The sequence below is a fragment of the Flavobacterium beibuense genome (assembly GCF_004151245.1).
Taxonomy (GTDB): domain Bacteria; phylum Bacteroidota; class Bacteroidia; order Flavobacteriales; family Flavobacteriaceae; genus Flavobacterium; species Flavobacterium beibuense_A.
The window spans coordinates 203,235-216,665 of sequence record NZ_JUIW01000006.1; the positions used below are offsets into that span (position 1 = coordinate 203,235).

13 protein-coding genes are annotated in these 13,431 nt (G+C 36.7%); 7 read left to right on the plus strand and 6 right to left on the minus strand.

Going from position 1 to position 13,431, the window contains the following annotated elements; all coding sequences use genetic code 11:
- Positions 1 to 47: 47 nt before the first annotated feature.
- Positions 48 to 1,805, minus strand: a complete 1,758-nt coding sequence (locus NU09_RS09910) for an ABC transporter ATP-binding protein (RefSeq protein WP_129751126.1) — start codon at positions 1,803 to 1,805, stop codon at positions 48 to 50.
- A gap of 195 nt (positions 1,806 to 2,000) precedes the next feature.
- On the opposite strand from NU09_RS09910, the gene NU09_RS09915 reads away from it, so the two are divergent.
- The 4 genes from NU09_RS09915 to yajC all read left to right on the plus strand — a co-directional run bounded on the left by NU09_RS09915 (position 2,001) and on the right by yajC (position 4,930).
- On the plus strand, positions 2,001 to 3,104 hold the full coding sequence (locus NU09_RS09915; RefSeq protein ID WP_129751127.1) for a Glu/Leu/Phe/Val dehydrogenase dimerization domain-containing protein: 1,104 nt from the start codon (positions 2,001 to 2,003) through the stop codon (positions 3,102 to 3,104).
- Between the two features lie 86 nt (positions 3,105 to 3,190).
- Complete coding sequence (gene nusB / locus NU09_RS09920; protein ID WP_207209771.1) at positions 3,191 to 4,141, plus strand: transcription antitermination factor NusB; 951 nt, start codon at positions 3,191 to 3,193, stop codon at positions 4,139 to 4,141.
- A gap of 24 nt (positions 4,142 to 4,165) precedes the next feature.
- Complete coding sequence (locus tag NU09_RS09925; protein WP_129751128.1) at positions 4,166 to 4,639, plus strand: DUF1573 domain-containing protein; 474 nt, start codon at positions 4,166 to 4,168, stop codon at positions 4,637 to 4,639.
- 15 nt (positions 4,640 to 4,654) lie between these two features.
- Positions 4,655 to 4,930 (plus strand): preprotein translocase subunit YajC, encoded by a 276-nt coding sequence (yajC, locus tag NU09_RS09930; protein ID WP_129751129.1) that lies wholly within the window; start codon positions 4,655 to 4,657, stop codon positions 4,928 to 4,930.
- 30 nt (positions 4,931 to 4,960) lie between these two features.
- Here the strand turns inward: yajC and NU09_RS09935 are convergent, their stop codons facing one another.
- From NU09_RS09935 to NU09_RS09950, 4 genes are all read right to left on the minus strand, one after another.
- Positions 4,961 to 5,536, minus strand: coding sequence for a YdeI/OmpD-associated family protein (locus NU09_RS09935; protein ID WP_129751130.1), 576 nt, complete (start codon positions 5,534 to 5,536; stop codon positions 4,961 to 4,963).
- 2 nt (positions 5,537 to 5,538) lie between these two features.
- Positions 5,539 to 6,780, minus strand: a complete 1,242-nt coding sequence (gene pepT / locus NU09_RS09940) for a peptidase T (protein ID WP_129751131.1) — start codon at positions 6,778 to 6,780, stop codon at positions 5,539 to 5,541.
- 76 nt (positions 6,781 to 6,856) lie between these two features.
- Positions 6,857 to 8,431, minus strand: coding sequence for an ATP-binding protein (locus NU09_RS09945; protein ID WP_129751132.1), 1,575 nt, complete (start codon positions 8,429 to 8,431; stop codon positions 6,857 to 6,859).
- 65 nt (positions 8,432 to 8,496) lie between these two features.
- Complete coding sequence (locus tag NU09_RS09950) at positions 8,497 to 9,105, minus strand: hypothetical protein (protein WP_129751133.1); 609 nt, start codon at positions 9,103 to 9,105, stop codon at positions 8,497 to 8,499.
- Between the two features lie 112 nt (positions 9,106 to 9,217).
- Here NU09_RS09950 and NU09_RS09955 point away from each other — a divergent pair, with 112 nt between their 5' ends.
- Positions 9,218 to 10,249 (plus strand): quinone-dependent dihydroorotate dehydrogenase, encoded by a 1,032-nt coding sequence (locus NU09_RS09955; RefSeq protein WP_129751134.1) that lies wholly within the window; start codon positions 9,218 to 9,220, stop codon positions 10,247 to 10,249.
- Positions 10,250 to 10,324: 75 nt separating this feature from the next.
- Positions 10,325 to 11,188 carry a hydroxymethylglutaryl-CoA lyase gene (locus NU09_RS09960; protein WP_129751135.1) on the plus strand — a complete coding sequence of 288 codons (864 nt, stop codon included), beginning with the start codon at positions 10,325 to 10,327 and terminating at the stop codon, positions 11,186 to 11,188.
- A gap of 12 nt (positions 11,189 to 11,200) precedes the next feature.
- On the opposite strand, the gene NU09_RS09965 is transcribed toward NU09_RS09960, so the two are convergent.
- Positions 11,201 to 11,803: a hypothetical protein gene (locus tag NU09_RS09965; RefSeq protein WP_129751136.1), complete on the minus strand. Its 603-nt coding sequence runs from the start codon at positions 11,801 to 11,803 to the stop codon at positions 11,201 to 11,203.
- Positions 11,804 to 11,945: 142 nt separating this feature from the next.
- On the opposite strand from NU09_RS09965, the gene guaB reads away from it, so the two are divergent.
- Positions 11,946 to 13,418, plus strand: a complete 1,473-nt coding sequence (guaB, locus tag NU09_RS09970) for an IMP dehydrogenase (RefSeq protein WP_129751137.1) — start codon at positions 11,946 to 11,948, stop codon at positions 13,416 to 13,418.
- Positions 13,419 to 13,431: the final 13 nt, after the last annotated feature.

Consider the following 13,431-nt stretch of genomic DNA (forward strand, 5'->3'; position numbering starts at 1 on the left):
TTATGTAGCTACCAAAAATCTAAAAAAAATCTTAATAATCCAACAATTTAATTTATTTCTTTTTCTGAAAGCTGTTTTAAATATAGCTCTTTGTAATATCCCGGCTCGTTTACAAGTTGATTGTGAGTTCCTTGCTGAATGATTTTTCCGTCCTCTAAAATAATGATCTTATCGGCATTCTTTGCAGAGGATACCCTGTGGCTTACAATAATAGTAGTCTTGTCTTTACAAAACTCCATAAGGTTGTTTAGTATAGCTTCCTCAGTTTCAGTGTCTACGGCAGAAAGCGAGTCGTCCAGTAACAGTACCGGTGCATTTTTAATCATGGCACGCGCAATAGAAACACGCTGTTTTTGCCCTCCCGAAAGTGTAATACCTCTTTCACCTAATATGGTTTCATATTCCTTGTTAAAAGCTATGATATTATTGTGTACCACCGCTTTTTTGGCAACGGAAACTACTTCTTCATCCGTAGCATATTCATCGCCAAATTTTATGTTATTCTTAATGGTGTCGGAGAAAAGAAATGCATCCTGAGGTACAAAGCCTACACTGTTTCTAAGATCATACAGATTGAGTTTTTTAATATCAGTACCATCAACTGTTATTTTTCCTTCCTGTATATCATACAGTCTGCTTATCAGGGAAAGGATAGTTGATTTACCGGATCCTGTTTTTCCTAAAATGGCCAGTGTTTTACCTTTATTAACATTAAATGATACATTTTTAAGTGCAGTAATGTTAGTGTCTTCGTAAGTGAAAGTAACATTGTTGAATGCTATATCACCTTCGATAACCGAGTGTTCCGGATTTGTGTTTTGTATTTCCGGCTCTGTTTTAAGGAACTCATTAATCCTTTTTTGTGAAGCCTCAGCTTCCTGAACCATACTGGATATCCATCCTAAAGAGGCAACAGGCCAGGTAAGCATATTTATATATAGTATGAATTGTGCAATGGTTCCTATTTCTGCAATGGTTCCGTCAATATACATTTTACCACCTACATATATTACAACAAGGTTACTAATACCTATTAGTAATATCATAAACGGACCAAATAAGGCACTTACCTTAGCAAGGCTCATGTTTTTGTCTTTACTATCTCTTGAAAGATCGGTAAAATCGTCCTGTTTTTGTTTTTCAAGTGCGTAGGCTTTTATTACCCTTATGCCTGAAAACATTTCCTGTGTAAATGTTGCAAGTTTAGACAGGTTTTCCTGATAGCGGGTGCTGCGTTTGTTTATTTCAACGCTTATCTTAAATATGCTATATGATAGTATAGGTAATGGCAGTAATGTGTAAAGAGTAAGTTTAGGCGATATAATTATCATGTGTGTGGTAATAACCGCAAAACGTATAATGGTGTTAAGGCTATACATTATGGCAGGGCCTACATAAGAACGTACTTTATTTACATCTTCGCTAATACGGTTCATAAGGTCACCTGTGCGGTTCTTTTTATAGAAGCTTTGTGAAAGCTTTTCATAATGCTCAAATATCTCGTTCTTTAAATCGAACTCAATATGCCTTGACATTACTATAATAGTCTGCCTCATAAAAAAGGTAAGTACACCGGCAAGCAGGGTAGTACCTATAATTATAAGGATACTGTGAAATATCTGTTGTTGAGCAACCGATGCTGTAATTTTACCCGAAGTTGCCTTTTCTATAGAGGTTAATATTGCCCCGGTATATTCCGGTGAAAATAAAGAGAATATATTGGCGATAATCGTGATAAAAATTCCTAAAAGAAATTGAAATTTATATTTTATAAAGTATTTGTTTAAATGCTGAAGTTCCTTCATGATAATATTGTTAAATCAGGATTTTTTTAGCTAAAATTGTTAAAATCAGATTATTGGTCAGGTAATTAGCCTATCAAAATTAATGTATTTTTATTATTGAAAACTTAAAAAAAAGGATTTATTTTGCCGTATCTTAAATTTAAATGTATTTTTGTACACTGTTTTTGAATAAATTTCAATTTAAAAAATATTATCATGATAACAGAAGTTGTTAAAGCTAACGAACTTACAAAAGTCGATCCGGTTTTTGGACAGGCTTCTTTCAATGACCACGAACAGATTGTTTTTTGTCATGACAAAGATACTGGTTTAAAAGCAATAATTGGTATTCATAATACAGTTTTAGGACCTGCACTTGGAGGTACAAGAATGTGGAAGTATGCAAACGAATGGGAAGCTTTAAACGACGTATTAAGGCTTTCAAGAGGTATGACATACAAATCGGCTATCTCAGGTCTTAACCTTGGTGGTGGTAAAGCTGTTATTATTGGTGATTCTAAATTAGATAAAACTCCTGAGCTTATTACAAGATTCGGTCAGTTTGTAAACTCTCTTAGCGGTAAATATATCACTGCAGAGGATGTGGGTACAACAACTCCAGATATGGACCTAATTCGTGATGTGACTCCTTATGTTACAGGTATCTCTGAAGAAAGAGGTGGTTCTGGTAACCCTTCTCCTGTAACTGCTTACGGTGTTTACATGGGTATGAAAGCTGCTGCTATGCACCAGTTTGGTTCTGCAAGCCTTGATGGTAAGAGAGTATTAGTACAGGGTACAGGTCACGTAGGTGAAACACTTATTGATTACCTTACTAAAGAAGGTGCTCTTGTACAGATATCTGATATCAACCAGGCAAGAATGGAAGAAGTAGGTGCTAAGTATGGTGCTAAAATATTTATGGGTGATGATATTTACAGTGCAGATGTAGATATTTATGCTCCTTGTGCTTTAGGTGCTACTGTAAACGATGAAACGATTGAAAGGCTAAAAGCTAAAGTTATTGCAGGTGCTGCAAATAACCAGCTTGCTAACGAAAATATTCACGGTAAGATGCTTCAGGAAAGAGGTATTCTTTATGCTCCTGACTTCTTGATCAATGCGGGTGGTATCATTAACGTTTATGCAGAGATTGCAGGTTATGATAAAGTAGAGGCAATGAAGAGAACAGAGAATATCTACAACACTACATTAGAGATATTCCATTTTGCAGAAGCTAACGGTGTAACTACACAGCAGGCTGCAATGTCTATCGCTCAAAAACGCATTGACGACAGAAAAAAAGAAATGGCTAAATAATAAGCCTTAAAAATAATATTACTATTTTTGCGAAGCGAAAGAAGACCTCTTTCGCTTCGTTAATTTTTAAAAGTTCTTACGTACGGATGTTAAACAGAAGACATATTCGTGTTAAAGTGATGCAGTCAATTTATGCGATGCATCAAAATGGTTCAGATAGCCTTGATAAGGAAGAGAAATTTCTTTTCCAGAGTATTGAAAACGTTCAGGACCTGTACCTGATTATGCTTTCTGCATTGGTAGAAATTCGTAACAGTGAAGAACTGTTTTTAGAGAGATCCAGCAAAAAGCACCTTGCTACCGCACTGGAACGCAATCCCAACAAAAAGTTTGTAAACAATATCGTACTTAAGCTTCTAAACGACAGCAATTCGTTAAGTATTGCTATGGAAGACAGGAAAATTACAAACTGGAAAAACAACGACGATTATATCCTTATTCTTCTTGAAGCTGTGAAAAGCAGCAAAGTATATGAAAAATATATGGAGACGAAGGAGAATAACTTTTTTGAAGACAGGGATTTTGTTGTAGACCTGTTTACAGAGGTAGTAGCGCCAAACGAAAAGCTGTATGAGTATCTTGAAGACCATAAATTAACATGGGTAGATGATATTCCGCTTGTTAATACAATGATCGTTAAGCAGCTTAAGCAGATAAAGAATGTTGAGGAGGATGTAGATGCCCTTTATATACCTAAGCTTTTTAAAGATATTGATGACAGGGAGTTTGTAAAAAGCCTGTTTAGAAAGACAGTACTTAATGAGTCTGAACTTTCTCAGGAGTTTATAGACAAAACCCCTAACTGGGATGCTGAGCGTATTGCTGAAATTGATTCTATTATCCTTAAAATGGCAATTTGCGAATTTTTAAAATTCCCGTCTATTCCTGTTAAGGTAACAATTAACGAATATCTTGAGATTGCGAAGGAGTATTCTACACCAAAAAGCAGTATCTTTATCAACGGTATTCTTGATAATTTGATTAAAGACTATCAAAACACCAATAAATTAGTAAAAACCGGAAGAGGTTTAATGTAGAACCAATTTAAAAAACTATTAGTTATGTTAAAAAAATCAGCTGCTATGCTGGCCATAGCATCTTTAGTACTTTCAGTTTCATGTAAGGAGAATGCAGCTCTTAAAATTGATGAAAACGCAGCAAAACAAGCAGAAATAGCTCATGCTGAAGCTGGAAAAATGCCAGTAATTAAATTTGAAACAACGGAACACGACTTTGGAACCATTAAACAAGGTGATAAAGTTGAGTATGTATATAAGTTTACAAACGAAGGTGCTGCAGATCTAGTAATCAGCCAGGTTAAGCCAAGCTGTGGATGTACTGCTCCTGAGTGGACTAAAACTCCTGTTGCACCGGGTGCGTCTGGTGAGATTAAAGTGGTTTTCGATTCTAACGGAAAATCAGGTAAACAAAGCAAAACTGTAAACGTACACTCTAATACTGAGTCAGGAACGGATGTGCTTAAGTTTACAGCAGAAATTAATGCTCCACAGGGAATAGGTGCAGCATCACACTAATATTTATAAAACAACATGGAAGCAATTCAACAGTTTGGTCCTTTAGTTTTAATTATTGCGGTATTTTATTTTTTAATGATTGTTCCGCAACAAAAGAGACAGAAAAAAGAAAAGGAATTTGAAAGTAATCTTAAGGTAGGTGATAAAATAGTTACTAAAAGCGGTATTCACGGTAAAATTGCTGAAATAGCAGAAACTACTGTAGTAATCGAAACTATGGCCGGTAAGCTTAAAATGGAGCGTTCGGCAATTTCATCTGAACTTTCTCAAAAGCTTCAGAACCAGAAATAAAAAAAATCCTCAGCAAACGCTGAGGATTTTTTATCTATACTTATCATTAAGCCCAATTCCGTTAAGGATCATGGGCTTAATTTTTTCCATTCTTGAAAGCCTTGTAGCGTCTCTCTTTGCAGTTTCAATAAATTCGGCATACTCACGTTGCTTAAAAGGGGTTAATTGCTCAAAAGCGGCTTTTAAGGCTGTAGAATTGTCCAGTTCTTCCTGAAGGTATTCGGGTATTACCGTTTCCCTTTTTTCTGGTTTAATTTCCAATCCGGCTTTCTCTACCTCAATAGCTTCGTTAATATACTTTAGCACTTCCTTTTCATTAACCTCTTCTGTTGAGGTAAAGCGCCATTGCCTTAACGACTTTGTATTTCCTTCGTTAGCGTTTACTAATACCCCTTTTTCATCTTTAAGAAAAACACCTTTAAAGAACCATATGGTAAAAAAGTTTTTGAAGCCGCCTATCCCTAAAACATTCTTGTCGTTATAGGTGTAAACAATACCTCCCCATTTGGTCGTTTCAGTTAACGGGGTTTTATTGATAATGCTTTTAAGCAGCTCAAGCTCTTCGGTCCACTGATTGTTCTTATTCCATGTTTTTCTTTCTTCCATGCCTATTTCTTTTCAGCTGTAAGCTCGGCAATCTTTACAATTACCTCTACAGCTTTTTGCATACTTTCTACAGGAACATACTCATATTTTCCGTGGAAGTTATGTCCACCCGCAAAAATATTAGGGCAAGGTAAGCCCATGTATGATAACTGAGAACCGTCTGTACCGCCTCTAATAGGTTTGATGATAGGTTTAATACCCAGTTCTTTCATTGCCTTTTCAGCGATTTCTACAATATGGAAAACAGGCTCAACCTTTTCTTTCATATTAAAGTACTGGTCTTTTATTTCAGCTACAGCTATATCACCGCCAAACTGCTTGGCATATTTTTCGTTGATACCTTCAGTAATCTTGGCAACAAGTTTTTTTCTTTTTTCAAATTTCTTTTTGTCGTGGTCACGGATAATAAGCTGAACCGTAGTTTCCTCAATACTTCCGCTAATTCCTGTTACGTGGAAGAATCCGTCATACCCTGAAGTTTTCTCAGGTACTTCTTCTTTAGGAAGTTTAGAGATAAACTTGTTAGCAAGTAACATAGAGTTTATCATTTTTCCTTTAGCATAACCAGGGTGCACACTTTTACCACTAAAAGTAATTTTAGCACCTGCTGCATTAAAGTTTTCGTATTCAAGTTCGCCTATCTGGCTGCCGTCCATAGTATAAGCCCACTCTGCACCAAATTTCTCTACGTCAAATTTATGAGCTCCACGGCCTATTTCTTCATCCGGAGTAAAACCTACACGTATTTTACCGTGCTTAATTTCAGGATGTTTAATAAGATACTCCATAGCAGTAACAATCTCTGTAATACCTGCTTTGTCGTCGGCTCCTAAAAGAGTCGTTCCATCGGTAGTAATAAGGGTTTGTCCTTTGTATTGTAAAAGGTCTTTAAAATAACCAGGAGACAGCACTATGTTTTGCTCTTTATTAAGTATTATGTCGCCACCATCATAGTTTTCTATAATTTGTGGTTTAACATTAGCTCCTGTAAAATCGGGAGTAGTATCAAAGTGAGAAACAAAGCCTATTACAGGTACTTCATGATCTACATTTGAGGGAAGGGTAGCCATAATATAAGCATGCTCATCTATGGTAACATCTTCCATGCCTATAGCCTTAAGTTCTTCTACAAGCTGGTTGGCAAGGTCCCATTGTTTTGCGGTACTGGGTGTAGTGTTAGAGTTTGGATCAGATTCTGTATCAACAGTGACATAGCTAATAAAGCGGTCAATAATATGCTGCATTTTTAATAAATTTTAAATGAAGCATCAAATTTACAATTTTGACCCGAAGTACAATAATTTTAAGCAGGTTAATAACCTAGTTTAAAGGTAGTGTAATGTTAAAAGTAGCCCCATTACCCGGTTGTGATTTTGCCGATATAGTTCCTCTGTGCTGTTCAACAATTTTTTTACAGATGCTAAGGCCTATTCCGGTACCGGCATAATCTCCTTTTCCATGAAGTCTTTGAAAGAGTTTAAATATCTGTTCGCTGTATTGCGCATCAAAACCAATACCGTTATCTGAGAAGATAAGATGGATTGTATTGGTTAAAGGGTTTATTTCGTGTGATATGGTAATAACCGGTTTTTCGCTGCTGTATTTTAATGAATTGCTTATAAGGTTAGAAAACAGCTGCTCCATTTGTAAGGGTATGGCCTTTATTGTAGGTAGCCAGCTTTTTTCAATTTTAGCTTTTTTCTCCTTTATTAAAAGCTCATAATCGGCAATAACATTATCAAGAATATCGTTGAGATTAACATCTACAAATTCTTTTTCTACAGATAGCCTGCTGTATACCAATACGTCTTTAATAAGCTGTGTCATACGTCCTGCAGAACTATGTATCTTTTTGATGTAGGGTTCTGCTTCTTCACGCGACATGTCCCTGTCCTTAATAAAGCTTATAAAGGTTTGTATTTTTCTTAGAGGCTCCTGTAAGTCATGACTGGCAATGTAGTTAAACGATTCCAGCTCCCTGTTGGAGTTTTCAAGCTGTATATTTTTTTGCTCCAGTAAAGAGTTCACTTTCTCTAACGATGCGGTTCTTTCTCTAACTTCTTCCTCAAGGCGGGAGTTAAACTCACTAAGTTCTTTTTGTACATTTTTACGGGCTGTAATATCGTTAAATATAACCGCTACTTTATTGTTGAGCTCTTCATTCAAAGGGAATGCAGAAACTTCATACCACCCGTTAATTAGCTCTTTAGCTTCCTGTTCAAAATATCGGGGTTTACCTGTTTTTGCAATTTCGCCATAAATTTCAAACCAGTGTTTTTCGTGATTGGGTTCTATTTCTTTCATGGTTTTGCCTATGGCGTCTTTTAATCCTGTTTGTTTTTCAAAAGCAGGATTGGTTTTTATGAACCGATAATCTGTAGCATTATTGTTTTCATCAAAAATTACCTCAATAATGCAAAACCCCTGGTCGACAGAGTTAAATAAAGAAAGGTACTTATCTTCAATCTGTTCTGCTAAAAGTGCATTTAGTTTTTTCTCAGCGACCTTCTGTTCGGTAATGTCTTCCCATACCCTAAAAACACCGTTACCTACCTTACTGTCAGATACTTTAAACCATTGTTGTTTTCCGTCAAGATTTTCATAATATCTAACCCAGTTTTGAGGCTCATTATCCAAAAAAGCTTTTTTAAGACTGCCTATCTGTGCTATCTGATCAGGCAATATTTCCATTAAAGTTTGTCCGGTTCGGTCTATGCCATTAAAAAAATCTATAGTACCACGACTTAGTAAAGTGAACCTGAAATCAATAATTTCTTTTTCTTCGTTATATACAGGAGTAAAGAATATACTACGATTATTAGGAGCATCAAATGCCATCTTCATAAGCTCAAAACTTATTGAGGCTGGTGCAGTATTTTCATTAATATCGTTCATGACAGTATATAGCTAGGTATGATTCAAATATAATGATTTAATAATGGTATTGATTTCAATGTTAGCTAAAGTTTGGTTAATTCTTTTCTTATGTTTTCTTTAGCATTACCCTCATATTTTTTCCTGAAAAATTCTGTTTTAAATATGTAATTCATGGAAAGAAAATGCTGTAAAACTTTTTTTCTCCCCGGTTTATACAAAATGTCCGGATAAAAGGAATATTCTTTTCTTACATTTTTTGAGTATTCATAATACATTTCCCAATCATATCCCAATATTGAAAGATCAGCATCAGTAAAGAGGTTCGTATCGGTGTCGCTAACGGGCAAGTGTGATTTAGTGGCTAAAATCAATTGTTTGCACTTTGCAATACTGTCTTCAGGGTAGTTTATAAGTTTTAAACGTTTTTCGGCAAGTAGAGCACTTTGCTCTTCGTTATCGTTTCTGGTTGACTTATAGATAATATCATGGTAGAACAAAGCAAAAAGAACTGTTTTCCAGTCTGTAATGAGCTCTTTACATAATAGCAACTCTTTATACATGTTTTCTAAATGTATAAGATTATGGTATTTGCGGTCTTTTCCGTTATAATGCTCGTTTATTTCAAGCCAAAATGTGTCGGCGGTTTCGTTTTTATATTGGCTTACCAGTTCTGTAAATACACTCTTAAGCATAGTGGTGATGTATAATTCCTTCAAAATTATGTATAACTTTTAAATTTTAAGGCTTATAAAGTTTATAATATTCTTCAGATAATCTTAAATTTGCACCCACAATAATTTAGCTATGTACAAATCTTTAATAAGGCCTGTATTATTCCGTTTCGATCCGGAAAAAATCCATCACTTTACATTTTCATCCATCAGATTTTTAAACAGTATACCGGGTATGCCATCGTTGCTTAAATCGATGTATGAGGTAAACGACCCGAAACTGGAGCGTGAAGTATTCGGACTAAAATTTAAGAATCCGGTAGGACTTGCTGCAGGACTTGATAAAGATGCAAAACTGTACAAAGAGCTAGGTAATCTGGGCTTCGGTTTTATTGAGATAGGTACACTTACTCCAAAGCCACAGGAAGGTAACCCTAAAAAAAGACTTTTCAGGCTTAAGGAAGATGGAGGGCTTATAAACCGCATGGGCTTTAACAATGGCGGAGTTGCTGCTGCGGTAGAACGCCTTAAAAAGAACCCGGCAGGTAAAGGCCACGTGCTTATAGGGGGTAACATCGGTAAAAACAAAGTAACCCCTAACGAAGATGCTGTAAGCGATTACGAAATATGCTTTGATGCCCTATATGATTATGTAGACTACTTTGTGGTAAATGTAAGTTCACCAAATACACCAAACCTTAGAGAGCTACAGGATAAAGAACCGCTTACTCAATTACTGCAAACACTACAGGATAAAAACCAGGCAAAACCGGTACAGAAACCGATATTGCTTAAAATAGCTCCTGATCTTACTGATAGCCAGTTGCTGGATATTATTGATATTGTAAAAACTACCAAAATAGCAGGTGTTATTGCTACCAACACTACCATTTCACGTGAAGGGCTAATATCTGAAAACCAAAAAGAAATGGGCGGACTTAGCGGTAAGCCTCTAACCAAAAGATCTACCGAGGTAATAAGATTCCTTTCTGAAAAGAGTGACAAGGCGTTTCCTATTATAGGGGTGGGAGGTATTCACTCTGCCGATGATGCCATAGAAAAGCTGGAAGCAGGTGCAAGCCTGGTACAGCTTTATACGGGCTTTATTTATGAAGGCCCCGGACTAATAAAAGCCATAAACAAAAGGCTGCTTGCTAAAAAGTAACCTTTAACTTTGTAAGGTTTTTTTAAGAGAAAACGATTTCGTTAAACCCGATTCTTTACTTATATTTGGGCCTCTATGAAACAGGTTAAGATTATCGAGTGTCCAAGAGATGCCATGCAGGGCATCAAAGCCTTTATACCAACAGATAAGAAAGTGGCTTATATACAGTCGCTTTTAAGGGTGGGGTTTGATACTATAGATTTTGGCAGTTTTGTATCGCCTAAAGCCATTCCTCAAATGCAGGATACTGCCGAGGTTTTGGCAAAGCTTGATTTGAGTGCTACAAAAAGTAAACTGTTAGCTATCATAGCTAATACCAAAGGGGCAGAGAATGCTTCGGTACACGGCGAAATACAATACTTAGGCTATCCGTTTTCCATATCGGAAAACTTCCAGATGCGTAATACGCATAAAACCATTGCCGAATCCATAATTACATTACAGGAAATACTGGATATTGCCGATAAAAGTAATAAGGAAGTGGTTGCTTACCTGTCTATGGGGTTTGGTAATCCTTATGGTGACCCATGGAATGTGGAAATAGTGGGGGAGTGGACCGAAAGGCTTGCCGGTATGGGAGTTAAAATCCTTTCACTGTCTGATACTATAGGCAGTTCGACTCCTGAAGTAATAGAGTATCTTTTCTCTAATCTTATCCCTAAATACCCTGAAATTGAATTTGGGGCACATTTGCACACTACTCCTGATAAATGGTTTGAAAAGGTAGATGCTGCGTACAAGGCGGGCTGTACACGTTTTGACGGGGCTATACAGGGCTTTGGCGGATGCCCTATGGCAAAAGACGACCTAACGGGTAATATGCCTACCGAAAAAATGCTTTCTTATTTTACAGCAGAGAAAGTTACAAGCAACCTAAACTCACTTAGTTTTGAGAGTGCCTACAACGAGGCTACCAAAATTTTTACTGAGTATCATTAATCAATACTACCCTTATTTGAAAATAAGCGCATGAAAAGGCTCCATCATTAAGTTTGAGTGGACGTCTACGTCATTACTCAAGTAGGTTATTATTACATCGGCTACATTTTCTTTATGTAAGAAAACCATCTGCCCATACTTATATCCTTTTCCGAATTCGCAATTAAACTCAAAAAAAGCAGATCCTCCTGCATCAGCATTAAATTCGCTTTTTACCGCCTCAGCAGGAAAAGGTCCTATTTCCGCTCCCTGTCCTGCGGTCATGTTGAGTACATTTGCCATTGTAGTTCCTTTGTAGATATTGTTAGGGTTTACCATTAAACAATTTTTGTCCAGTTTACATTTTTCATACTCTTCAATTTGCGGCTTAAGTGACCTTATGGTGTAGCGTATCTCAAAATCGGCATTCTTATTTTTTATAGCAAAGGAGTACCATAAATCCCTGTTTTTCTTTACAACGGTTTCTTTATAATTTTCCGGCATTACAAATTTAAGCCCAAGGGTGTCTGCTTCTTTTTGAAATTCTTCAACTTTTACGATTTTTTCCTGTTTATTTATAGTAAAAGCGCTTACTACTATTGCTAAAAGTAAAATTATGGTAATCTTTATTTTCATTATTGTATAGATGTCAGTTGGATGTTTACGAATATAATTATAAATACTCTCTATTTTATGATAAATTTATATTATTGAAACTCCTGTAGCACATTCAATAGAAATGTATTATATTTGCATGCAATTTAACGACAATTGCAACATGAAAGCACACACAACTAAAATCATCGGTGAAGGTCTAACTTACGATGATGTACTGCTGGTTCCAAATTATTCTGAGGTACTTCCGCGCGAAGTAAGTATCAAATCTAAATTCTCAAAAAACATAACATTAAACGTGCCTATCGTTTCGGCGGCTATGGACACGGTGACTGAAAGCGCTATGGCTATTGCTATGGCTCGTGAAGGTGGTATAGGTGTATTACATAAAAATATGACTATTGAGCACCAGGCTGCAGAGGTAAGAAAAGTGAAAAGGGCAGAGTCGGGTATGATTATAGATCCTGTTACGCTTCCTCTTAATGCAACTGTTGCTGATGCTAAAAATGCAATGCGTGAGTTTGGTATAGGTGGTATACCTGTAGTAGATGAAAACGGAATACTTAAAGGTATTGTTACTAATCGTGACCTTCGTTTTGAAAAAGACGGTTCACGCTCTATAGTTGAAGTAATGACTTCAGAAAACCTTGTAACGGCAGGTGAGGGTACAACCCTTGAGGTTGCCGAAGGTATTCTTCAGGAACATAAAATTGAAAAATTACCTGTTGTAAATGGTGACTACAAACTTGTAGGCCTTATTACATTTAGGGATATTACTAAACTTACACAAAAACCTATCGCTAACAAAGATACTTTCGGAAGACTGAGAGTAGCTGCTGCTTTAGGTGTTACTGCTGATGCTGTACAAAGGGCAGAAGCGCTTGTAAATGCCGGAGTTGATGCTGTTATTATTGATACGGCTCACGGACATACAAGAGGTGTTGTAAGTGTGTTGAAAGAAGTAAAAGCTAAATTCCCTCAGCTTGATGTTGTAGTAGGTAATATTGCTACTCCTGAAGCTGCTCTATACCTTGCAGAAAATGGTGCCGATGCTGTAAAAGTAGGTATTGGTCCCGGTTCAATATGTACTACACGTGTAGTTGCAGGTGTTGGTTTCCCTCAGTTCTCTGCGGTGCTTGAAGTAGCTGCTGCATTAAAAGGTACAGGTGTTCCTGTAATTGCAGATGGTGGTATCCGTTATACGGGTGATATTCCTAAGGCACTTGCTGCAGGGGCCGACTGCGTTATGCTTGGTTCGTTACTAGCAGGTACTAAAGAATCTCCTGGAGAGACAATCATATTTGAAGGAAGGAAGTTTAAATCTTATCGTGGTATGGGATCTGTTGAGGCTATGAAAGAAGGTTCTAAAGATCGTTACTTCCAGGATGTTGAGGATGATGTTAAGAAACTTGTTCCGGAAGGAATCGTTGGCCGAGTACCATACAAAGGAGAGCTTTTTGAAAGTATGCTTCAGTTTGTAGGAGGTCTTCGTGCAGGTATGGGTTACTGTGGTGCTAAAGATATCCCTACACTACAGGAAACAAGCCGTTTTGTACGTTTAACGTCAAGCGGTATATCTGAGAGCCATCCTCACAATGTGACTATCACTAAAGAGGCTCCAAACTATTCAAGATAAGACGGAAAGTCGA